Origin of the sequence: Sphingobacterium multivorum (genome assembly GCF_039511225.1) — a bacterium.
Classification (GTDB): domain Bacteria; phylum Bacteroidota; class Bacteroidia; order Sphingobacteriales; family Sphingobacteriaceae; genus Sphingobacterium.
Genome location: NZ_CP154261.1, coordinates 1613781 through 1635698 on the forward strand (window position 1 = coordinate 1613781; position 21918 = coordinate 1635698).

Below are 21918 nucleotides of genomic sequence, written 5' to 3' on the forward strand. Positions count from 1 at the left end.
TGGTTAAAAACTATTGCTCATTTGGAACATCGGTAGGTACATGGCGATAAGGATCAAGCCAACGACCAGCCCTAAAAAGATAATAATAAAGGGTTCCAGCAGGCTGGAAAGGGTGGAGGTCTTGTATTCCACTTCTTCCGTCAGCTGGGTTGCTATCTTTTCAAAGAAAAAATCCAACCGGTTCACCTCCTCACCAACACGGATAAGCTGGACGGTCTTGGCCGGATAAAAAGGATATTTGGAAAGTGCTGCATGCAGAGATTCGCCCTGTAGGATTTCCTTTTCGGCTCCTTCCAAAGAATGTGCTATCGGGTAAAAGTCGGTCATCTGCTGCACCAATTGGATAGACTGCAACAGCGGCGTATTGGTACTGACCAAAAGACGCATGGTATTGGCGAAACGTGCCAAATGGACCTTGCGGATAATATCGCCAAATAGTGGAAGTCGCAACATAATCCTGGAAGACCACTTGCGCCACCACAGCTGCTTCTGGTTAAAACGGATAAATACAATAAGACCAATAAGGACTAACACCCCCCACCAAAAAGTGCGGTCCATAAATTGGGAGACTTTTAAAATAAACGCTGTAATGGCCGGTAGCTCGCCGCCGAAACGTTTGAAAATATCCGAAAACATGGGTACCACAAACTTGAGCATAAACAGTACCGCCCCCATCGAGGTGGTTAACACAATGACGGGATAGGTGAGTGCCGAAATAATTTTACGGCGCTGCCCAATCTTACTTTTGTAGAAAGAAGCCAATTCTTTCATAACTTCGCCAAGTTTCCCGGTCTCTTCTCCAATCCGTAAACTGAAAAATTCGTAATTGCTGAATTTTCCACTTTTACGGATGGCATCCGAAAGGCTATCGCCTACGAGGACATTGCTCTTGATTTCTTGAAACAATTTGTTGTCCTTACTGTTTTTCTGATCCAAAAGGACGAGATCAAAAGCTGTTTTAAGGTCAACACCCGATAAGAGCAGGGTACTGAATTCGACATAGAACTCTTCTTTTTTCTTGTCAGGAAGCTGGCCGTTTCCAAAGCTGATGTCTTTGTTCAGAAAGGCCAAAATATCGCCAGCCCCTTCTTTTTTCTTAGGGGAAGTTGGCTGTTCGGGCTTCTTCTTATATTTTGAAATATCAATTGAAGGCATAGACGAAATACATTAGTTAGTGATCCCCGATTCAAGCTGTAAAAGTTGCTGAGCTGAATAGATCTTATGGTAATCAAATTGACGTTCTTTATTTTCAAACCGGATATTCAGGTTAATATGGTCTGTCAGTTCTTCCGATGGAAGATGCTGTATCCTTGGCGTCATATCCAGATTGACAGTTTGGATTAGAAAAGTATCTTTATGCACGATGTTATGATTTCTCACAATGAATTTAGGTGAAAACTCATAACTGATATTTCCGAATTCATTTTCGCAGGTCAGACCATTTTCGCTTGTTTTTAACCAAAGCGATCTATTGATGTCCTGTTCCAACAGATGTTTAAAGAGGCTGTAGGAGAAACGCTCCTGTCTTTGCTTTTGCTGCCGTAGGAAGAGCTGTTGAAAATATTGAAACATATAGAAAGCCATACCGATACTGATGGCTGAAATCAGCATGGCAATGGTGAGTTCCATGAGGGTAAAAGCCTTTAACTTTTGTTTTCTCATTGCTGACCTCCTTCGGCTGTTTTATTTTCAATATAGCGTATCAGGCTATCGATTACCTTTCCTTCCTCAGAGATCGCATAAACAGCCAGCCGCGAACGGTCGGGATACCCTTCAGCTTCCGTGAGCTGGTAGCTCAATTTTATACTATCCTGCAAGCTTTCACCCTCGGTGTCGCCATCAAACCCATTGGCTTCTAGCTGGCGGCTCCAAAGCATCATCTGCTCTGCTGTGCTCTTTCGTGTTTCACTTTTGGAAGCTTTGGTCAGGTTGACGAAAATAAGCATGCCGATTCCAAAGACGATCAGGATAATGACCATGGATACAAGTGTTTCCACCAGGGAGGAGGCTTTGAGCCGAAGAATGTTAACCCCCATAGCTATACCACTTCAAAGGTTTATTGACCTGTTTTTTTTGATCCGCTATCTGTAAATAGGAACTCAGGAAGTGGGGGGATAGCTTGCTGCGGTCAAATTTGATATTGACTAAAAAATTCTCGTACATGGATGAAGGACTTTTGTAGAGAAACCGGTAACAAGCTGTTCGCCCTATGACCTGTAGACCTTTGCTATAGTCCAGAAGACCATATACAATAAGGTCTCCCTGAATAGTGCAGTCTTTTCCAAGGCTCGCAGCTGATGGCATATCGGAGCGTTTGGGCTCGTATAAGAGTACTGTTCCGGCAACGTTGCAATTGTTGCCTATTCTCAGGCTAGTTCGTTTACCTTCGGCACTGATAACTGCTGCGGTCGATGGATACTGAAGGGAAACATTATCTTCCAATATCAATGAGTCGGTGGCAAAGAACTGCGCAGCGCCTTTAAATCCTTTTTCAATACGAATACAGGGGGCGATCACTAAAATATCTTGTAAAAATGCTGTCGCAGGAATGATGATTGTTGTGTCCGATAGCAATTGAATATTACCCATCAGACTATCACTGATCTGTCCCTGACCTGCAAGGAGATGATAGCGCAAAGTGCGCTGATGAAAGGGATTTTTGTTTGTAGTACCCAGGGGCAGCGTCTCGCCCTTCAGACTGTCTTGTTTGAGTAAAGCCTGCAATGCTGTTAGACGTTTGGTATTCAGTGCCTGCATCTGTCGGTCGCTGTCTTTGCTCTTCCCTTCGACGATCTTCTCATTGCCTTTAAAGTATTCGCCGTCAACATAGGATGGTCTGACTCCAGATTTCGGGATGAACGCAGTTCCTTTAATGACTGTTTCACCACTTACTGAAACTGGCCGGTCTTCATCTGTGATATACAGTACCGTTGAGTCGATGGGGATTGCACCTAATAGAGCCGTTTTCATCAGGGAATCCTGTAGCATATGCGTGCGGACAACGGCAATATCATAAAGTCCCCATTCGTATTTCGAAAAATAGACCGAATCTCCCTGCTGGGTGATATTGGACAGTGCGGTATCCAGCGCGTAAGGAAAATTGGTGGAGGTAACCAGACTATATCCGGCATCAACCTGCTGTCTCAGCTGTTCTTTCCGGTTAAAACGGGCATCCTGGTCCCGAAAAAAGAAAGCAAGATAGATCAAACTTCCCAAAAGTACCGATACGATAAGGGAAATGACCAACACCAGATATAATGCTGCCGCCTTGAGCATAGTTTTAGGAATTAGGGGTTACCGGTTCGGGCTGATTCTCTTTCTTTTTAAACCATTTATTGATCTGGTCACCGATCAGCTTTCCAGTCTTGCGGAAGATATTGTTGTTTTGAAAAGCTTCTTTGGAAATTTCCTTTCCCAGGTCAAAATATTGGTAACTAATGATATCGCTTGTTTTGTTCTCTATGCTACCGTGCAATTTACCTTCTTTTAGATAGCCGCGTTGGATCCAATTTCCCTGCTCATCGTAACGTACAAAGGGGCCTTCTTCAATGTTCGCCATCCAATTAGATTCACTTTTGAGATTTCCGTTTTCGTACCAATGGCGCCAAACGCCTTGTTTGAGTCCTTTTACATATAATCCCTGTTCGGATAGATTTTTATTGGGGAAGTAGTGTGTAAACTGCCCATTAAGAAGTTTTCCCGAATAGCCACCCATAGTTTTGTGCAGCTGATTGCTTTCGTACCAGGCATAGGTTTTATCGCTATTAGGACTGATCTTAATGTTGTCGGCATAGCATATGGTCTTGCTTCCGTCATTGGACGAAATGGTAAATCTCCGAAAGATGGCGAGCTCTTTAACCTGTGCCTCACAGATGATGGAAATCATGAAAAAGAAGATCGTATACAGAATTTTTTTAGTTGTCATTTTTAAATATTGTCTTGTTTTTACCGTAAGCTTTGATGGTAATCTGCTCTTGGTTAATAGCTGTCAATTTAACCCCATGCTGTTCATCGCCGACATTCATCATATATTGTTTGTCCATGATGGCGACGATGGCCGTAGGTTTCTTGTCGTTTAGATTTTCGATAAACCCGATATAGCGCACATTGATTTGCGGTTCGGGCTGATAAGACTGAACCGGTGGCGCGACATAGTTGTTTACGGCGGGCGTTACCGGTGCTGAAGGGACGGTATCGGCAACGACATTTTTTAACATGGGATCGGGGTAGTTTAATAGCAAAGCGGTTGTTTTCTTTTGATTATAAAAACTGAGATCGCTCACATTTTGGACAAAGTTCTTTTGTGCTTGTCGAGGGCCCTGATCATCATCAGAAACTGCTGCAAAAATCTTATATATAATATAGCCCCAGAGTCCAACGACCAAGGAGAGCAATATATATGTCATCGCTTTGTTTTTCATTTTTATTTTAAGCTCGGCAAAATGGTAATCTGGCGTTGTTTGAAAAGACCTACACTGCCCGAATTTTCTGGGCGCACGCGCCAGGTATATTTACCCGGGCTCACCGTAAGATTAAGATGGTCCAATGTGGTTACTGTGTCAACTACAATTTTTTGAATAGAATCAAAGTTTGGACGTGCAATTTGAAGCCGATATTTGTCTGCATCTTGATGATTCTTCCAATAAAAGCTCACGACACTGTCTTGTGTGGAAAGGCTGTCCATCGGCGCCAATAGTTCGACACTTTCTTTCTCCAAAGGATATTCTATAAATTCGGAACAGGCAGCAAAGCAGCAGGAAAATAGTAGAAATATAGCTAAAAATCTTTTCATGTAATATTAATGCGTTAAGTGTTGTAAATCTACACAAATTTTTACTTAAAGGTGTGATGATGGGGATAAATAGATCGTTCTGCCTTTTAAATACAGGTGATAATTTTTAAGCATAATTGGCAATAAGCTTCATATAATTAATTTAAAAATAATAATAAAGTATGTTTGTGAATTTATAAATTTGTATTTATAAATATATCAATAATTTATTAACCTGTAGCGAGTTGTGTTTGTTTGAGGGAAAGTTAAGGTCTATTGCATTAGGCTGAGAAGAGATGACAGTGGGCAGTTGCCGGAATCGGCTGGTGATCCATTCCGCATGACTTAAGCTAACCGAAATAAAAAAACGTATGAATAAAATTCTAGTTTATCAGATCATTTTCCTGTTGCTTTTCCTAGTTGGTATTTCCAATTCAATGGCACAGACATCAACCTTTATCAAGACTGTGAGTGTAAGCGCTACGGCTAAGGTTGAACTTACAGATGCCGGTGGGCAACCATTGAAGGTTGGTGGCCTGTACCGTGTAAAACTAGCTGTTAGTCCGACAGGCACGCGCACCGGTGCTGAATATCTGGTGTGGTACGACTCCCCGACAACAACTTGGCAAATCAGGGCAGTTGCACTCGCAGGCTCAACTTCCAATCATCCTTTGCTTATCGTGGAGGATAATGTTGTTAAAGTGTATACCAATCATGCTAACGGGTATGCTGTTAAGGCATTTGTTGAATTTTACGATACAGGCAATGGTACCGTTGTGCCGCAATTTTTTGGTTCATCTTTTCAATGGCAGCGTAATGCCGCTAGTTTATTTTATTTGGATGGTAATGTTGGTATTGGAACTGGAGCTCCCGCAGAAAAACTGTCAGTCAAGGGTAAAATACGGGCGCAGGAAATTAAAGTTGAGACAGCCAATTGGCCCGATTATGTGTTCAAGAAAGATTATGGATTAAGGAGTTTGGATTCATTGCGATTGTTTATACAAGAAAATGGTCACCTACCGGAAGTGCCTAACTCGGACAGCGTGGAAAGTGAAGGGATATCTTTAGGCGAAATGAATAAGATATTGTTGAAGAAAATTGAAGAGCTGACCTTATATTTATTGGAAAAAGATAAAGAAATAGCGGAAATAAAAAGTGAGCTTAAAAAGAATAAAAATTAAAAATTTGTGAAGTATGAAGAATCATCATTAAAAATGTGGGTGACTAAAATTTTTATACCATTATACCTATAATTTAACAAGAAAATAATTTTGCATATTTTGCTAAATAGTTTAATTTTGATTTGAATAAATTCTCTTGATAACCTTGTGAGGATGTATTTCTCAGCTTAAAATTAACTTGTTTTATTTTCTAAACGTGATTACCAGGTATTTAATTGCTCTTTTGAGTCTACTGGCTTCCCTACAGGTGGAAGCTCAGCATTTTTTTGAAAAATCATTTCAGACTTCGTTTAATCAGGGCGTCGCCAATGAAGTTTGTTATTTACAGATTCCTCCAAATGTTAATCTTTATGGAACAATAGAAATAAAGATTACGGGCGGATATAATAACCAGTTAAATAGGGGAGTTTTAGTGAAGCGTATCGATATTGTATACAATGGTACTTCTCAAAGCTACTTAAGCCAGTCTAGTGAAGTTACAGAATCTTCCGAACCATTTTCATCCTATTGGGCTATCGGAGATTTTGATCCGGTAAACTCGCGGATACCGATATATCACCTCAATGATGTACACAACAATATTAATGTCAAAATAAAGATGCAGTTGTTGCATGAGCTTTCGATTCCCATTTTGCAATCAGGTCTCACATTGTCTAATCCTGTAGTTGGCACTGGAGGAGTTGGACGCCAATATCGTCATTTCAATGATCAGCGGATCGGAATAGGTACTTCCAGCCCCGAGTATAGATTAGATGTCGTCGGAACAGCAAGAGCACATGAAATTCGTGTGAATACCCAAAAAACAGCTGATTTTGTATTTGAGCCCGACTATCAACTTCCTGCCTTAGATTCTGTAAAAACGTTTATTCAGCAAAATAGACATTTGCCCGGAATTCCAAGTGCTCAACAGATGGAAAAAGAAGGTATCAATTTGGGTAATCTACAGATTGATCTACTTCAAAAAATAGAAGAGTTGACTTTGCACCTTATTCGGGCAACAGAGCGGGCCGAACATCAGGAAAAAAGAATTGCGGAACAAGAAAAACGGATCAAGGAATTGGAAAATCGACTGTAAATATTTCTACAAATATTTGAGATTTATAAAAATCTATAACCAATTTAATAATAAGATAATGAATAAGATGGTATTGCTCGTCCTAAGCTTGATAAGCTTCCAGTACGGTAGAGCACAAAACAATAGTTTTCCAACTACAGGTTCAGTGGGGATAGGCACGACTACACCGCTGTCCAAACTCGAAGTAAGAGGAGGCAATTTTTTAATTAAGAATCTATCAAATAAGGTTGGTGAATCTGTACCCATGATCAGTCAGTCTTTGAGTTTTGGCGATTACACGACGTATGGTACTTCAATCAATACGTTTACGGAAAATGCTGATTATAACGCCTACGGTTTACAAATACTCACTCAAGAGACGTATGCAACCGGATTAACTGAAAAGTTGAGGGTGATGCCCAACGGAAATGTTGGAATAGGCAGTAAAAACCCACTGGCCAAATTAAGCGTAGACGGAAATATATTGGCTAAAGAAATCAAGATTAAAACAGATATTAACGTTCCAGATTATGTTTTTGAACCCGATTATAAGCTAGCCAGCCTGCCAGATGTAGAACAGTATGTAAAGTTAAATAAACACTTGCCTGATGTGCCATCCGCTAAGGAGATTGAGAAAACTGGCTTGGACTTGGCTGCAATGAATCTCATCCTATTAAAAAAAGTGGAGGAGCTGACCTTGCATCTCATTGAGAAGGAGAAGGAGATTAACGGGATCAAAGAAGGTTATGAATCGTTAGCCAAGCGGCTTGAAAAAATGGAAAACATGAAGAAATAGATTCTATTGGATCATAGTAGAAAACCGGTGAAAACGAATTTAAATAGTATATGAAAAAAATAATAAAGGGAATTATGGCGATTGTTGGTTTGTGTTTAACTGCTGACAATGTTTATAGTCAGGATGCACGTATTCTTATTGGATTGGATGGTCCTGCTTATGGGGTGAAAATCCTTTCCAAATTTCCCACCGGTACAGGTGGTTTTGCGCGGGGCTATAGCATCGCTAATCAGGATAATTCGGAAACCTATATTCAGCTCGGAACATTTGGAAATTATTTCGGCGGCATTTCAAATCTAACATATTCATATATTGGTCGTGAATATAACAATGCGTATATGGTGTTCAGACCGAATGGGGACATTGGTATTGGAACAATTAATCCTCAGGACAAACTTTCTGTAAACGGAAAGATTCGAGCTCACGAGATCAGGGTGACAACTGCCACTGCTGATTGGCCCGATTATGTTTTTAAAACGGATTACAAGCTACCGAGTCTATGGGAAACAGAGCAGTTTATCAAACAGCATGGTCATCTGCCCGAGGTGCCTAAAGCTTCGGAAGTTGAAGCTGATGGTGTCTCACTTGGTGAGATGAACAAGATCCTGTTGAAGAAGATTGAGGAATTGACATTGCATGTGATAACCTTGCAGAAAGAGGTGGAAGATTTAAAAACTAAAAAATAAAAATAATGTATAAAATATTCTCATGGATGGTATGTACACTTGTAAGTGTACAATTACATGCCCAACAGAACACATTTGTCAATAATGGGACGAAAGTTGGAATTCATACGCTACAGCCAATTGCTATTCTTGATGTTTCGGCAGATCTTACCAATGGGAAACTGGGGACGGTGATGGGAAGGCTTCCTGAAGGAAATCATCAGGCTGAAGGTACCTTTTTAGGTGTAAGGGGATACGATACCTATTTCAATGCGGTGTCAGGACTTAAAAGTTTTGCCATTGAACATTCTTTTTATGGTTTTATAAATAGTTCTATTAATTTTTTTAGGGGACCTGATACCAAGGGTGGATTTATAACATTCAACACATCCGATAATATCGAGCGACTAAGGCTCGATAAGGATGGCAATTTACTGTTGGGAACAACAATAGCCAGAGGGGAAAAGCTTTCCATAAACGGCGGTATTCGTGCGCACGAAATTAAAGTTGAGACAAGCAATTGGCCCGATTATGTTTTTAAAACTAATTATAAGTTGCCGAGTCTAACGGAAACGGAGCATTTTATCAAACAACATGGTCATCTGCCCGAGGTGCCTAAAGCTTCGGAAGTAGAAGCCGATGGAGTTTCACTTGGTGAGATGAATAAGATCTTGCTGAAGAAAATTGAGGAATTGACTTTGCAAGTGATTGAATTGAATAAGAAAGTTGACCGTCAGGAGGAAAGAATAAAGTTAAAGTGAGTACGGCACCTCATCTTCTCTCTAATACTTCAACTCAAAGTTTATTTTAAATTAGGTATTTCTCTATTTAATTGATTTATATGAAAATAAAGATTTTATTATTTTTCATGCTCATAACGTGCATGAAATCGTCTGTATTTGGACAAACAGAAGCAATTGTCCCGCCATCTAATCGATCTGCCTCATCATTGGAAAAAAATGTACTTTTCTATGCGGACAAAAGGTTTACAGTGTCACAGTCGGGCAGTATCGCTCTTGATTTACCTACATTGTTTAATGGTCAGTTTTTTCCAACTTACTCAAGTACGAGTATAAATCCACAAAATCCTTATGTTATCCTTATTGAAGATATTCCTCTCTATCATGCGCAGGAGGGAGCTTGGATCGGACTGACTACGCGCTATTATATGGCTACAAAATTTAAAATAGAGGTTTTTGACGTTAACGATGGAGTTAATCAATGGCGAACCATCGCCGATGTGAGTAATAATGCTGCATGGCATTATATGGCCAGGATTTCTCCGGGCTCTGTCTGCCCTTCAAAAATTCGTTTTACGATTTATAATACAAACGACACACAAAATCGGCTTGGAATTTCTGAGCTGTTTTATATTCAGCCTGAGGGTGCACAAGCTTATGACGGGCTTATGGTTCGATATAACAGCCAAGGCAACGTTGGGATTGGAACGAATTCGCCTATGGCTAAATTAGCAGTTGATGGGAATATATTGGCCAAAGAAATTAAAGTCAAAACAGATATCGCCGTTCCAGATTATGTATTTGAACCGGATTATAAACTTAATAGTCTAGATTATATCGCCGATTATGTAAGAACTAATAAGCATCTTCCCGAAATTCCTTCAGCAAAAGAAATTAAAAAGGATGGTTTGGATTTAGCCGAGATGAATTTGCTTTTATTGAAAAAAGTGGAAGAACTGACTCTCCATGCTATCGAGAATGAAAAGAAACGGAATGAACTAGAGGCAAAGGTGTCTAAACTGGAGCAACTTTTAACTAAATAAAATATGAAGAGCTTTTTTTGTTTAATTATACTATTAGGTGGGGCTGGTTTGCTCAATGCCCAGACGAACGTTTTTCCGACCACAGGAAGTGTTGGGATCGGCACAACCAGTCCTGCCGATAAATTGGAGGTCGCAGGCGGATTTGTGAGATCGGGTAACTCCTCATTTGGAAACTTTAATTTTCAATCGCCGAAAGGCTTTGTAAATTTTGGAGGGGATAATCATGGATCCCTGATTGTTGGGTCAAACATATACATCGATAATTCTGTTCAGTTAAGCACAAATTTGCGCATCGCAAATACTCACCCAACAATGGCGGGTGCTGGAATTTTACTGCCTGGGAATGGGCAGTATTTTCAAGGATCCATTATTTTTCATACCAGCGAACCCGGGCCTACTACGGTAGAGAAACCATTTTATAGTCCAAGGATGATCGTTCATGCCAACGGAAATATTGGGATTGGTACAATGGTTCCACAAGCCAAATTAGCAGTTGATGGGAATATATTGGCCAAAGAAATAAAAGTCAAAACAGATATCACCGTTCCGGATTATGTATTTGATCCGGATTATGAACTCAATAGTCTAGATTATATTGCCGATTATGTAAAAACTAATAAACATCTGCCAGAAATTCCTTCAGCAAAGGAAATAAACAAAGATGGTCTTGATTTGGCTGGAATGAATTTGCTCTTGTTGAAAAAGGTGGAAGAACTAACGCTTTATGCTATTCAACAAGATAAAGAAATAAAGAGCCAGAGTTTGCAATCAGTAGAACAGAAAAACTTGTTAGAAGAGCAGCGTAAGGAAATTGCAGACATGAAGCGAATCGGAAAACTTTTGGAGCAACGTATCAGTCAATTAGAATCAAAAAAATAATTAAATAATAATGAATAAATATCTCAGCCTATTCTCTTTTCTGCTTAGCTTTTCAGCATTCGGTCAGACCAATACTTTTCCTGCCAGCGGAAATGTGGGGATTGGAACTACTGCACCACTGAACCCCTTGACAATCGCAACTCAAGCAAATAGTACAACAAGTGCTATTAAGATTGGCAAGTCAGGCGATTCGGGAAATATCAATGTGCCTCTGGGGAGCACCACCGGTGGGTATAATCTAGATTTTACGACATGGCGGGACTATAATCCAGATTACGTTGGTGCTCGAATTCGTGCAGAGAGGATTAATACATGGATCGCAAATAATGCCTTAATTCAATCGATGGATCTTGTTTTTTCAACGGGTGGTCCGGTTGATTATAGCCCACTTGCAGAACAATTGCGTATCAAATATAATGGTAATGTGGGGATCGGTACTCCTAATCCGCCAGAGAAACTCTCTGTCAAAGGTAAGATTCAGGCAGAAGAGATCAGAGTAACCACAGCAGTTACTGATTGGCCGGATTACGTTTTTGAGGAGGGGTATACGCTGCCAAACTTAGCGGAGTTAGAATCGTTTGTCAGGTCAAAAAAACACCTTCCCGATGTGCCTTCAGCTCAGGATGTTCAAGAAAAAGGTATTGAACTAGGTGAAATGAATAAGGTTCTTTTAAAGAAGATTGAGGAGCTCACTATGTATGTGATCCAACAACAAAAGGAAATTAAAGAGCTAAAAACCAAAATATCAGCTAAACCAATCATAAAAAAGTAATATGAAGAGAATTAAAATTTTGTTTGCACTATTGGCTCCCATAGTCGTTTTTACAGCGCAGGCTCAAAATACATTTCCTACAAATGGAAATGTCGGAATTGGTATTGCAACACCTGGGGCTTCTTTACATCTTAAAACCAATGGCTCAGCTGCCTATCCTTCGATGGCTAGCCGTGGTAATATCATGCAGCTTTTTCAAGCAGATAACAATGGGCTTGAAATAGGTGTTTCCAACGGTCTTAATACCCGAAAGGCATGGCTCCTGGCACGTCATCTCTCTGTACCTGAATTTGGACAATATTATTCTACACTACATTTGCAACCAAAGATTGACAATATGGGACTTTATCGGGGAGTTGCAATGGGCTATGAGGCATATGCCGACGTTCCTTATGGTGTGGGGTTAGCAGTTGAGGGAAATGTCGGTATCGGAACAATTAATCCCCAGGACAAACTTTCTGTAAACGGCAAAATACGTGCACATGAGATTCGGGTAACGACTGCAGTAGCGGATTGGCCAGATTATGTTTTCAAGTCGGGTTATAAAATGCCTCTTTTATCGGAGACTGAACAGTTTATAAAGACATACGGCCATTTACCCGAAGTTCCGAATGCTGCAGAGGTTCAAAAAAATGGTATTTTATTGGGCGAAATGAACAAAGTTCTTTTAAAAAAGATCGAAGAGTTGACGCTGATTATTATTGAAAAAGATAAACAGCTGAGTTCACAACAGCAGCAGATAAATGAGATAAAGAAATTTGTAGGCTTAAAAGATTAGTTTAAATGAACATCAAATCTATTTTATTGACCCTTTCGGTTTTAACTTTTTGTAGCGTACAGGTTTATTCCCAATCGAATACATTTCCTAGTTCTGGAGATGCGGGGATAGGGGTGCTTAATCCCTCTTCCTATTTTCATGGTGGGAACAACAGAGTTATGGAAATTTTTAACAATAATACTACTTTGCATAGTCAGTCCCATATTGTACTAAGCTCTGGGGCCTTAATGCGGGAAAGTTCAATTGGTACAATCTCCTGGGTGTCTCGAAATTCAGCGGGGTTTAAAGGGGTGGCCTATATTGGTGGGCTGCAGGCTACAGATGCAACAACGAATGCAATGGGTAACTTGGTATTTGCAACCTCCAATGGATCTTATTTCAATAAAATCACCATGGATCCCAATGGTAACTTGGGCATCGGTATAGAAACACCAGGTGAAAAACTTTCGGTCAATGGGAATATCCGTGCGCGAGAGATTAAAGTGGAGACTAGCAACTGGCCTGATTATGTTTTTAAACCGAGCTATAACTTAATCTCATTACATGAAACTGAGCAATTTATTCTGACAAATGGACATCTTTCAGATGTTCCCAAAGCGGAGGACGTAGAATCAAACGGCCTATCGCTTGGCGAGATGAATAAAATATTGTTGAAGAAGATCGAAGAGTTAACCCTGCATGTGATCGAATTGGACAAATCGAATAGAAAACAGCAGGATCTTATTGAAACACTACAAAAGAAAGTTAAATAGCAATATGACATATTTGAAGTTTAGATTTTTTATCCCCACGATAGTCTTTACATTATTTTGGAGCGTTCTAAACGCGCAAGTTACGACGCTTTCTGGAGATTACGTTCATAAGGTGATCAATGCTACCGAAAACGCGGACTATACCAAATCGTTGATTCTATTGCATGAAATTTATGATGGCACGCTGCTTTCCGATAATTATTTGGTCGGTACAATTGCAGCCCGACGAGGCAGTACCAGCGCAGGAAATAGATTAAATGTGGCTAATATCAATAGTTCGTCAGCCTATAGCTCGACCTATGCTAACCTCATCTCGAATGATGAGGCTGATTATCTGTGGAAGCTTAAAACATGCCGATACAACGGTAAGAAATACCTTGCTTTGGAAGTTCCTTATTTGGCTGCTTATCATCAGAATGGGTTTCAGTTTGTAGGCTGGGTTAAATCGTCGGCGCTCAGTTTGGAGTTTGTTACCTATGAAAAGAATGGAATAGCACAAAATACCAGTATTTTGAAAGAGATAACAGATTTTGTTCCCAATAGAAAGATCAGCAATCATGTGTCTCGATTTAATGTACTGGGAAAGGTGGGGATAGGAACCGATGATCCACAGGCTGATCTCGCAGTAAATGGTGATATTTTAGCAAAGCAAATAAAAGTTAAGACGGATATTTCGGTGCCTGACTACGTATTCGAGCCGGGGTATAAAATGAATACGTTGGAGCAGATCGAAGAGTTTGTTAAAACACATAAACATCTTCCAGAAATTCCGTCTGCCAAGGAAATTGAGAAGGAAGGATTGAATGTGGCCGAAATGAACCTATTGCTACTGAAAAAGATGGAAGAAATGACTTTGCAAATTATTCAGATGAATAAGACATTAGTGAAGCAGTCTGAGGAAATCAGGCAATTGAAGGAGAATGGTTCTATGGCTCGATAGATAATCCAAGGGCTTCAAACAGGTTTGGAACCCTTGGATTAGTCAATGATCATTGGAAACCAGCAGGTTAATTAGCTGATTTCGCGGTGAGATTATTATTGATTAATTCTTTTAAAGCACTGATTTCTTTGTCTTGTTGCTCTATATGCTTTTTTGTTTCAATAGCATGAAGAGTCAGTTCCTCTATCTTCTTCAATAACACTTTGTTGAGTTCACCCAATTCGACGCCGTTGGATTCCGCTTCGCTGGCAGTTGGAACTCCTGGTAAATGTCCCTTGGTTTTAATATACTGTTCGATTTCGGATAAAGGTTTTAAATCATAATCTGCTTTAAAGACATAATCTGGCCAATCCGCGGTTGCGGTTGTTACCCTGATTTCATGTGCACGTATTTTACCGTTTACGGAAAGTTTGTCCTGTGGGTTTTTGGTTCCGATTCCCAAATTACCTTGAGAGATATAATGATTGTCCATTCCTTCAACCCGTAGGCTCCCTGTTGTCCACATTGGCGTATTGGCCATGGTTTGTGCTGTGAAATCAGGTATAACAGTCCCGGACGTGTTACCAAAAGCTATTTCGGCGTAATTCGCTACCGAAGCTACTTCATTATAGGTATAAGTCACTTTCACCCGACAGGAAATATAGGCTTTTATTTTCAACATAACTGGAATTTTTGCGTTCGGATATCCTGAATATTGGGTAGCTAGATTGGATCCTGTACCAAATGCTACTGCAAATTCGTGGCTGCCGAAGTTTTCTACCTGATAGAGCTGCCCCGTCCCGTAATTAGCTCCTTTTCCGTAGCCAAAGTTGATGACATATTTGGCGTAAGCAGGTGCATAAAAATCTTGGAAAACTTCCACGATCACACTTGCGCCATTTTGCCAGTGATGGGTATTGTAAGATAGGTCAAACAATTTGAATTCGCGTGCCTGGTTATCAGAAGACGAAAAGTCACCGAGGTTCTTTGTTTTAATACCAGATTCTTGACCGCTTAAGGTATTAAGGCAAATGAATAGTGCCGATAATAGTGTTAAAATGTTAATACTTTTCATAAATTGTTAATTTTTACAAAGATATATAATTGTTTTTCTCTCTATTGTTTTAGTTTAGTTGTAATTATCTTGTGGAGAATGTTTTTTGTTTTTTTTGTTGTTTAATACGCTTTGTTACACTGTTTTGTGTATTTTATGCCTTTTCTATTTGAGTGTCTTTAATTTCTTTTATAATCTCTTTATGGTTTTTAAATAAAAACTTTTTAATTATTAAGGATTGTTTGTTGGGAAATATGTAATTTCGGTCATTCGTTTAAAATACTGTGAGAAATATTTTAATCGGACGTTAGCTTAACTATTAACTTGTGATATTATCTTTTTTTGATAATGTTAGCTATGTACGTGTTTAACGTATTAAATCTGAATAATTTCAATTCAACCTGTTGATTCCGATTAATTCATTAGGATTTTTGCGTAATTAAGGCTTGTATTTCCTTAAATACCTTTTAATAGTAGCTATCAGTGGAATAAAAGAAAATTAGCTATATAAATGCCAACATATGAAAAGAGTATTAACCTTATTGGCTGCCGCGTGTATGGCAGTTTCTGCCTATGGACAGGCGTATGAATTCCGTTATAACGGTGCTGCAGATGTTATCTTTTCCTATCCACCGCGAGGATCAGGGGGCAGGGCATTTGTGCATGATGCTGGTAATGTGTTGACGATCAATTATGAGGGAGATTTTACGAACGGTGTTAAAATAGGGAATTCATTCTGGGTTGCGAATAATGGAAGGCTGAATACGATGAGCGATGCCGGTATAGGTACCACGACAATTGAAAATAGCGACGGTTGGGATAGGGTTTTGCAAGTGCAGGGGATTGGACACGCAAAAGCTATAGTAGCTACAAATAATATTCAGAGTGGACTTTGGGTACATGAACAAGGGTTTTATGGAGCTCCATCTGGTGGTATCGTTGGGACACGTAGCAATCATCCCTTTTCCATTATTACCAATCAGACAGCTAAAGTTACAATCCTTCCCAATGGAAATATGGGCATAGGTGCCTTAAATCCGCAGGCGAAGTTGTCCGTGGACGGCAATATTTTGGCAAAAGAAATAAAAATTAAGACAGATGTTAGTGTTCCTGATTACGTTTTTGAACCTGATTATCAGTTAAAAAGTTTAGCGGAAATTGAAAGTTATATTAAAGCAAATAAACATTTGCCAGATGTGCCTTCGGCCAAAGAGATTCAAGCGGATGGAATGGATGTGGCTGCAATGAATTTACTCTTGCTCAAAAAGGTGGAGGAAATGACTTTACACCTAATTGAAAAAGATAAAATAATCAATCGGATTATGGAAAGACTTGAAAAGTTGGAATCGACAAAGTAAGCCAAAACTACACGTGTATTAATCAAAAAAACAATAAGAAGTTATCAATTATGAAAAGAAAATCGTTGCTCGCAACGCTATTAGCCGTTGCCGGTCTACAGCTATATCAAGCTCAGGCACAAACCACATTTGATGGTATCAATATCAACAATGGACAAAATTTGGTCTTCAAGGGTTTCAGTAATGGGGTAAATGATCCTACTGATGCCGGAGATGTTGTTTTTCAAAAAGCCAATGGCGATGAGCTTACGCGTATCAGAAGCTTGTATGATGCCGCGACCGGTTTAGCATCGATTTGCTTTTCAAGCAGCCCTTTGATCAATGCTACTTTTTTATTCACGGGTGAAGGTAATCTTGGCATCGGCAGTTCAGTTCCCCGAACTCGATTGGATGTTCAGCCACCAATAGGAAACATTTCAACTGGAGTTTTCCGTTCAAACGGTGAGCAGTCTTGGGGACATGCCTTAGCTTTGGTAACCGACAAAGCGGCTGGTGATGATCCAAAGTTGCTATTCAGTTATCGTAACCGCACAAAACAATGGTCCATTGGCGGAACTCAGAATTCGACTACGTTTAATATTATGGAAGATGGAGGAGATGGTTTTCATGGAAATGGTTTCGGGGCTGCTAGATTGACCGTGATGCCTGGTGGAAATATAGGTATCGGAACCAGTAACCCGCAGGCTAAACTGGCTGTTGAAGGCAATATTCTGGCAAAAGAGATCAAGATTAAGACAGATATCAATGTGCCCGACTATGTTTTTGAACCTGATTACGATTTAAAGAGCTTGGAGGAGATTGAAAGCTATGTCAAAGCAAATAAACATTTACCTGAGATACCTTCGGCTAAACAGATCCAAGCTGATGGGCTCGATTTGGCTGAGATGAATTTACTCTTGCTCAAAAAGGTGGAGGAAATGACTTTACAGCTTATTCAGATGAATAATGAAATGAAAAAACAGGCCGAGAAAATTGAAGGACAAGCGGAGAAGATACAGTTGTTGGAAAAAAGATAATGATGATCGATTTCATAATGTGAATAGATTTGTTTATTGTAAAAATAACAGTATCGGGTTGTTCTTTGTGGTCTGGTGAAAATAGATTGTCTTTTTATGATATGTGCTGTTTTTTATTGTAAAATTAATTCTCTTATTATTAATATGTTGAGTTGTGTTTCTTTTACTAATTCTTATTATTTGTAAATACCCAAACGGGCTATTTCGGGATAGTCACGCCACAAAATGTGAGTTTTACCTCCGGAATGCTAAAGGACTATTTTCGTTCTGAATCAGAAACTGGAGTGTCTGGTACAAAAGCACTACAGCCAGGTTTATACCAGTTTACAAACAATGCAGGGAATTCTGTGAACTACCAAATAGGTCTTTCCGATGTGAGCTTTACATTCTATGATCAACTTGGACGAGTAAAGGCGACAATCCCGCCAGAAGGGGTAAAGAAATTATGGACTAGCGGCATTGGTAGTTATGCAACCTTGGCGAGCATCCCATTTGTGAAAACATTCAAGTACGATGGTAGAGGCAATCTGATCGAGAGTACAGATCCCGATGCAGGTAAGGCCGAGATGAAATACAGCAGTGATGGCAAACTTCGTTTTTCACAGAACGCGCTGCAGAAACTGACAAATAAGTTTAGTTATACGAACTATGACAGTTACGGACGTAGTATTGAAAGTGGAGAAATTACACCATCAGGTACACTTAGCTTTGGCACCGTCAGCACAGCTGGTCTTGATGCTGTCGGTACTGCGGCTTCGAGTTACCTAACGGGTACCCGTACAGATGTTACGGTGATCAAGTATGATAATCCGGAGAGCATTCCAAGTCCAGTAGGCTATGTACAGGATAGTTATTTTCTTTTAGGAAGTGCAGTTTCGAGTAAAGCAAAATACAGCGGGGATCCGGCAACAGCTTCCAACCTGGTGAGCAAAACCTGGTACAATTATGACGGGGATGGCAATGTTGTGTGGACGGTCAAGTATGTTGCGGGGCTTGGATACAAGACGATGGATTATGTGTATGATGATCTGGGCAATGTTACCAAGAGCATTTACCAAAAGGGTACAGGAGCTGAGACGATGGTCCATTATTTCGAATACGACAAGGATAAACGATTAGTTGCCGCATATACCAATACAACGGATAACGAAAGCACTAAAGTCCTTCATGCGAAATATAGTTATTACCTACATGGTCCGCTTAAACGAGTAGAGTTAGGGGATAAGTTACAGGGGATAGATTATGTGTATGGTATTGATGGTAAGCTCAAGAGCATCAACAATGCGAATGCTGCTAAAGATCCTGGGGGTGATGGTGGAAATGGTTTTGCTGCGGATGTTTTCGGGATGAACATGGAATATTATGCAGGAGATTATAACAACCGTCAGGCCGGAATACCAACGATCCAGAATGGTGTCAGCACTGCAAACTATAGTGGGCTAATCAATGGCATAAGTTGGTTTTCTAAGAAGCCAAACTCTACGGATGTTGCACCAATAATGAACACTTATAGCTATGATGTGACAGGACAGTTGACTGAAAACCGTTGGGGTGCTCCAAACTTTACGGGGTCATCTTTTGTCGCTGGAGGTGAGATCAACAGGGAGCGTGGTCTTAGCTATGATGGTCATGGTAATATTAAAAGCCTTATACGTACCAATGGTGCCGGCGGAGAACTAGGTAATTATGCATATAACTATCAGGCAAACAGCAATAAATTAACTTCAGTAACTGGATATGCTACTTATACCTACGATGCAATCGGTCAATTGACATCCCAAATCAAGGGGAGCGCTGGAATGTATTTGGATTATGATGTTAGTGGCAAGGTCACAAAAATCTACAGTGATGCAGCCAAACAAACAATAATTCTTAGCTTTGTTTATGATGATGACGGCAATCGTGTAATGAAAAAGGATCACCGGACGGGAGCCGTTACATGGTATAGTTTAGGTGGAAACGGCTCATTAGCTGCGGTCTTTGAACAGCAGGGAACTGGTGCGATCCAATTAAAGGAACAACCTGTTTACGGGTCTGACAGACTAGGTACTTTTTACAGGCTTGGCAGTAATTATCAGTATACGATCACAGATCATGTAGGCAATACGCGTGTTGTGATTAATCGCAATAAGACTACAAACGGTACTGCCGATATCGTATATTATGCAGATTACTATCCATTTGGAATGGAGGTACGTTCAGGTGGCGTTGAAAACAGATACGGTTACCAGGGATTGTATGCGGAGAAAGATAAAGAGACGGGTTGGAGTAATTTTGAGCTTCGTAATTATGATGCTGCTATAGGTCGGTGGTTGACAACTGATCCAAAGGCACAATATCATTCACCCTATGTTGGGATGGGAAATAACCCTGTGAACAGAATTGATAAAGATGGTGGATTAGATGGTGAATTTGAATTGGATAAAAATGGAAAGTGGATTAAAACGTCGACGAAGGGCGACGATATAGGGGTTGATTTTTTTCATACAACTATAGGCCTTAATCAGATTACTTATGTAACTGACAAAGTAGGGAATTGGAATGTAATTAGGAATGGAAGAGAGGCCCTCACAGGATCTCAAAGGGGAGATAAAATCGGCTGGATAGATATTTACAATGAATGGAAAGATGGATATGGACCAGAAAGAAGTGTTTTTGTAGGCAAGCACCCTTCTAACATAGCAATAAGACAGAGCCAGCTTTATTTTAATGCTTTTAAGAGTTTTAAAAGTAAAGGTCTGGATAGAGATGCAGTATCGATAAATTTTTGGCCCATTGTCGATAATTTGTCTGCTGGTCCTAATATGCAGATTCAAATGATGGGGAGTTTTAATGCCAGCTTTTATAGGTTAGGAAATAAAACACTTACATTAATTCAGGACTCAAAATCTAGGACCTCTTTTTATCTTCATCTTCCTGTCAAAAATTATCAACGAGGTACGCGGTTTTTAGATTCTGATAACATCAAATATTGGAGCTATGATGATAGGGAAACTAATACATATCAAACTTATTTATTTCTTTCGAAATGATTATAAAATATAAAAGAGAAATTATTATACTTGCTTTTTTAGGATTACTCTGTTTTTTTTATTTGAGACCACTTAATTCTGGGCTTGAAGGACATTATACTCTTAAATACCATGAATGTGGTCAAAAATTAGTAGAATTACCAACTAGTGATGACGAGTTGACTTTATACGAAAATAATAAGTTTAGAAGTGCCTTTTGGGGAAGTGGTGAGTATAGGCTTGAAAAAGGTATGTTCAATACTAAGCTGATTTTAATAAATGCAGGAGGTACAGCAGAAACCGAATTATTCGTTACGCGCAAAAATGGAGAACCAATTATTATGCTAGATGAGCTTTGCGATCAATATTACAAAAAAGAAAACTGATTTAAATTACGTTTTACAAAGATGCAATTGTAACCGATTAATGAAATGAAAATCACCATCAATGTATTGATTCAATTGTGGGGAAAATAGCCCGTCTGCATGAGATAGGCTATTTTTTGTAAAATAAAATTTCGGAACTAAAAAGAGGTCGTCAACCATGGAATAAAAAAAGATATTATGAAAATCATAAATAAAGAGGTGTTCGATGCTAGGAGATTTTATATAGAATTATCTTGGGACAGTTGTCTCGAAAACGGAAAACGATCGAGCCGTAGTATGAATTTCAGGAAGTTATGATTTTAAACATTGTAAACCTTATTAATCCCAGGATATAATTTAGTTTAAATCGAAAGAAAACTTCTGCTTCGGGTCTTATCCCGAAAATTGAACTTTCGTATAGAACATAAGATGAGAAGTAAGAACTCCCATGTTATAATTATGGATTCCATTCTTATGCGTGTTCAAAAGTGTTCCAACCTTTTAGGATCATAGGCTGGAGCCCCATGATTGCAGCGATATACTCACCGGAAAGACTCGTTTACCAATAAGACGAGTATGAAAAAAACATTAGTATAAAAATTTGAAAAATTCTCCCGATTAGATCTGAAGACAAAAGTTTTTAAGGCTACCAAGTTGTGAAATGCGCTATGTACCAATTATTTTCTTGTAGATACCCATCCAAACGCAGTTAGACTTTAGCAATTAACTATTTTCTTATTTGTGAACTATGTTTTTGCGTAGAT

At 39.5% G+C, this 21918-nt stretch carries 23 protein-coding genes; 15 read left to right on the top strand and 8 right to left on the bottom strand.

Features of this window, described 5'->3' with window-relative positions; genetic code table 11:
- Positions 1 to 3 precede the first annotated feature (3 nt).
- From AAH582_RS06680 to AAH582_RS06710, 7 genes are read right to left on the bottom strand one after another with little or no spacing between them, the layout of a single operon-like run.
- The gene (locus tag AAH582_RS06680; protein WP_343321621.1) at positions 4 to 1155 is read right to left on the bottom strand and encodes a type II secretion system F family protein; all 1152 of its coding nucleotides are present in this window, start codon (positions 1153 to 1155) and stop codon (positions 4 to 6) included.
- A 12-nt stretch (positions 1156 to 1167) separates the two neighbouring features.
- Positions 1168 to 1662, bottom strand: a complete 495-nt coding sequence (locus AAH582_RS06685) for a PulJ/GspJ family protein (RefSeq protein WP_343321622.1) — start codon at positions 1660 to 1662, stop codon at positions 1168 to 1170.
- A complete protein-coding gene (locus AAH582_RS06690; protein ID WP_343321623.1) occupies positions 1659 to 2036 on the bottom strand; it encodes a hypothetical protein in 378 nt (125 codons plus the stop codon). The genes AAH582_RS06685 and AAH582_RS06690 overlap by 4 nt, the downstream gene beginning before the upstream one ends.
- Complete coding sequence (locus tag AAH582_RS06695; RefSeq protein WP_343321624.1) at positions 2026 to 3276, bottom strand: hypothetical protein; 1251 nt, start codon at positions 3274 to 3276, stop codon at positions 2026 to 2028. The genes AAH582_RS06690 and AAH582_RS06695 overlap by 11 nt, the downstream gene beginning before the upstream one ends.
- A 4-nt stretch (positions 3277 to 3280) precedes the next feature.
- Positions 3281 to 3925 (bottom strand): toxin-antitoxin system YwqK family antitoxin, encoded by a 645-nt coding sequence (locus AAH582_RS06700; protein ID WP_343321625.1) that lies wholly within the window; start codon positions 3923 to 3925, stop codon positions 3281 to 3283.
- Positions 3915 to 4421: a hypothetical protein gene (locus AAH582_RS06705; RefSeq protein WP_046674317.1), complete on the bottom strand. Its 507-nt coding sequence runs from the start codon at positions 4419 to 4421 to the stop codon at positions 3915 to 3917. The genes AAH582_RS06700 and AAH582_RS06705 overlap by 11 nt, the downstream gene beginning before the upstream one ends.
- A 2-nt stretch (positions 4422 to 4423) precedes the next feature.
- Positions 4424 to 4792, bottom strand: a complete 369-nt coding sequence (locus AAH582_RS06710) for a hypothetical protein (protein ID WP_343321626.1) — start codon at positions 4790 to 4792, stop codon at positions 4424 to 4426.
- 350 nt (positions 4793 to 5142) lie between these two features.
- Between AAH582_RS06710 and AAH582_RS06715 the strand changes: the two genes are divergently transcribed.
- The 11 genes from AAH582_RS06715 (at position 5143) to AAH582_RS06765 (ending at position 14371) form a co-directional block, all read left to right on the top strand.
- Positions 5143 to 5952 carry a hypothetical protein gene (locus AAH582_RS06715; RefSeq protein WP_343321627.1) on the top strand — a complete coding sequence of 270 codons (810 nt, stop codon included), beginning with the start codon at positions 5143 to 5145 and terminating at the stop codon, positions 5950 to 5952.
- Positions 5953 to 6148: 196 nt separating this feature from the next.
- Positions 6149 to 7027 (top strand): hypothetical protein, encoded by an 879-nt coding sequence (locus tag AAH582_RS06720; protein WP_343321628.1) that lies wholly within the window; start codon positions 6149 to 6151, stop codon positions 7025 to 7027.
- 58 nt (positions 7028 to 7085) lie between these two features.
- Complete coding sequence (locus tag AAH582_RS06725; protein ID WP_343321629.1) at positions 7086 to 7802, top strand: hypothetical protein; 717 nt, start codon at positions 7086 to 7088, stop codon at positions 7800 to 7802.
- Between the two features lie 50 nt (positions 7803 to 7852).
- Positions 7853 to 8488 (top strand): hypothetical protein, encoded by a 636-nt coding sequence (locus AAH582_RS06730; RefSeq protein ID WP_343321630.1) that lies wholly within the window; start codon positions 7853 to 7855, stop codon positions 8486 to 8488.
- Positions 8489 to 8493: 5 nt separating this feature from the next.
- Positions 8494 to 9228 carry a hypothetical protein gene (locus tag AAH582_RS06735; RefSeq protein WP_343321631.1) on the top strand — a complete coding sequence of 245 codons (735 nt, stop codon included), beginning with the start codon at positions 8494 to 8496 and terminating at the stop codon, positions 9226 to 9228.
- Positions 9229 to 9308: 80 nt separating this feature from the next.
- On the top strand, positions 9309 to 10250 hold the full coding sequence (locus AAH582_RS06740; RefSeq protein ID WP_343321632.1) for a hypothetical protein: 942 nt from the start codon (positions 9309 to 9311) through the stop codon (positions 10248 to 10250).
- A 3-nt stretch (positions 10251 to 10253) separates the two neighbouring features.
- A complete protein-coding gene (locus tag AAH582_RS06745; RefSeq protein ID WP_343321633.1) occupies positions 10254 to 11129 on the top strand; it encodes a hypothetical protein in 876 nt (291 codons plus the stop codon).
- A gap of 10 nt (positions 11130 to 11139) precedes the next feature.
- Positions 11140 to 11901, top strand: a complete 762-nt coding sequence (locus tag AAH582_RS06750) for a hypothetical protein (protein ID WP_343321634.1) — start codon at positions 11140 to 11142, stop codon at positions 11899 to 11901.
- Between the two features lies 1 nt (position 11902).
- Positions 11903 to 12679, top strand: a complete 777-nt coding sequence (locus tag AAH582_RS06755) for a hypothetical protein (protein ID WP_343321635.1) — start codon at positions 11903 to 11905, stop codon at positions 12677 to 12679.
- A 5-nt stretch (positions 12680 to 12684) separates the two neighbouring features.
- Positions 12685 to 13431, top strand: coding sequence for a hypothetical protein (locus tag AAH582_RS06760; RefSeq protein ID WP_343321636.1), 747 nt, complete (start codon positions 12685 to 12687; stop codon positions 13429 to 13431).
- A 4-nt stretch (positions 13432 to 13435) separates the two neighbouring features.
- Positions 13436 to 14371: a hypothetical protein gene (locus tag AAH582_RS06765; protein ID WP_343321637.1), complete on the top strand. Its 936-nt coding sequence runs from the start codon at positions 13436 to 13438 to the stop codon at positions 14369 to 14371.
- Positions 14372 to 14438: 67 nt separating this feature from the next.
- On the opposite strand, the gene AAH582_RS06770 is transcribed toward AAH582_RS06765, so the two are convergent.
- A complete protein-coding gene (locus AAH582_RS06770) occupies positions 14439 to 15425 on the bottom strand; it encodes a hypothetical protein (RefSeq protein ID WP_343321638.1) in 987 nt (328 codons plus the stop codon).
- Between the two features lie 500 nt (positions 15426 to 15925).
- Here AAH582_RS06770 and AAH582_RS06775 point away from each other — a divergent pair, with 500 nt between their 5' ends.
- The 4 genes from AAH582_RS06775 to AAH582_RS06790 all read left to right on the top strand — a co-directional run bounded on the left by AAH582_RS06775 (position 15926) and on the right by AAH582_RS06790 (position 21175).
- Positions 15926 to 16762: a hypothetical protein gene (locus tag AAH582_RS06775; RefSeq protein ID WP_343321639.1), complete on the top strand. Its 837-nt coding sequence runs from the start codon at positions 15926 to 15928 to the stop codon at positions 16760 to 16762.
- A 50-nt stretch (positions 16763 to 16812) separates the two neighbouring features.
- Positions 16813 to 17778, top strand: a complete 966-nt coding sequence (locus AAH582_RS06780; protein ID WP_343321640.1) for a hypothetical protein — start codon at positions 16813 to 16815, stop codon at positions 17776 to 17778.
- 245 nt (positions 17779 to 18023) lie between these two features.
- Positions 18024 to 20810 (top strand): RHS repeat domain-containing protein, encoded by a 2787-nt coding sequence (locus AAH582_RS06785; RefSeq protein WP_343321641.1) that lies wholly within the window; start codon positions 18024 to 18026, stop codon positions 20808 to 20810.
- Positions 20807 to 21175, top strand: coding sequence for a hypothetical protein (locus AAH582_RS06790; RefSeq protein ID WP_343321642.1), 369 nt, complete (start codon positions 20807 to 20809; stop codon positions 21173 to 21175). The genes AAH582_RS06785 and AAH582_RS06790 overlap by 4 nt, the downstream gene beginning before the upstream one ends.
- Positions 21176 to 21918: the final 743 nt, after the last annotated feature.

Excerpts from the sequence above, each read along its gene's own strand:
- AAH582_RS06780 (WP_343321640.1), top strand. The coding sequence starts at position 16,813 with ATGAAAAGAAAATCGTTGCTCGCAACGCTATTAGCCGTTGCCGGTCTA.
- AAH582_RS06725 (WP_343321629.1), top strand. The coding sequence starts at position 7,086 with ATGAATAAGATGGTATTGCTCGTCCTAAGCTTGATAAGCTTCCAGTAC.
- AAH582_RS06745 (WP_343321633.1), top strand. The coding sequence starts at position 10,254 with ATGAAGAGCTTTTTTTGTTTAATTATACTATTAGGTGGGGCTGGTTTG.
- AAH582_RS06730 (WP_343321630.1), top strand. The coding sequence starts at position 7,853 with ATGAAAAAAATAATAAAGGGAATTATGGCGATTGTTGGTTTGTGTTTA.
- AAH582_RS06750 (WP_343321634.1), top strand. The coding sequence starts at position 11,140 with ATGAATAAATATCTCAGCCTATTCTCTTTTCTGCTTAGCTTTTCAGCA.
- AAH582_RS06695 (WP_343321624.1), bottom strand. The coding sequence starts at position 3,276 with ATGCTCAAGGCGGCAGCATTATATCTGGTGTTGGTCATTTCCCTTATC.
- AAH582_RS06775 (WP_343321639.1), top strand. The coding sequence starts at position 15,926 with ATGAAAAGAGTATTAACCTTATTGGCTGCCGCGTGTATGGCAGTTTCT.
- AAH582_RS06705 (WP_046674317.1), bottom strand. The coding sequence starts at position 4,421 with ATGAAAAACAAAGCGATGACATATATATTGCTCTCCTTGGTCGTTGGA.
- AAH582_RS06760 (WP_343321636.1), top strand. The coding sequence starts at position 12,685 with ATGAACATCAAATCTATTTTATTGACCCTTTCGGTTTTAACTTTTTGT.
- AAH582_RS06740 (WP_343321632.1), top strand. The coding sequence starts at position 9,309 with ATGAAAATAAAGATTTTATTATTTTTCATGCTCATAACGTGCATGAAA.
- AAH582_RS06755 (WP_343321635.1), top strand. The coding sequence starts at position 11,903 with ATGAAGAGAATTAAAATTTTGTTTGCACTATTGGCTCCCATAGTCGTT.
- AAH582_RS06765 (WP_343321637.1), top strand. The coding sequence starts at position 13,436 with ATGACATATTTGAAGTTTAGATTTTTTATCCCCACGATAGTCTTTACA.
- AAH582_RS06685 (WP_343321622.1), bottom strand. The coding sequence starts at position 1,662 with ATGAGAAAACAAAAGTTAAAGGCTTTTACCCTCATGGAACTCACCATT.
- AAH582_RS06690 (WP_343321623.1), bottom strand. The coding sequence starts at position 2,036 with ATGGGGGTTAACATTCTTCGGCTCAAAGCCTCCTCCCTGGTGGAAACA.
- AAH582_RS06785 (WP_343321641.1), top strand. The coding sequence starts at position 18,024 with ATGCTAAAGGACTATTTTCGTTCTGAATCAGAAACTGGAGTGTCTGGT.
- AAH582_RS06790 (WP_343321642.1), top strand. The coding sequence starts at position 20,807 with ATGATTATAAAATATAAAAGAGAAATTATTATACTTGCTTTTTTAGGA.
- AAH582_RS06680 (WP_343321621.1), bottom strand. The coding sequence starts at position 1,155 with ATGCCTTCAATTGATATTTCAAAATATAAGAAGAAGCCCGAACAGCCA.
- AAH582_RS06735 (WP_343321631.1), top strand. The coding sequence starts at position 8,494 with ATGTATAAAATATTCTCATGGATGGTATGTACACTTGTAAGTGTACAA.
- AAH582_RS06700 (WP_343321625.1), bottom strand. The coding sequence starts at position 3,925 with ATGACAACTAAAAAAATTCTGTATACGATCTTCTTTTTCATGATTTCC.
- AAH582_RS06770 (WP_343321638.1), bottom strand. The coding sequence starts at position 15,425 with ATGAAAAGTATTAACATTTTAACACTATTATCGGCACTATTCATTTGC.
- AAH582_RS06715 (WP_343321627.1), top strand. The coding sequence starts at position 5,143 with ATGAATAAAATTCTAGTTTATCAGATCATTTTCCTGTTGCTTTTCCTA.
- AAH582_RS06710 (WP_343321626.1), bottom strand. The coding sequence starts at position 4,792 with ATGAAAAGATTTTTAGCTATATTTCTACTATTTTCCTGCTGCTTTGCT.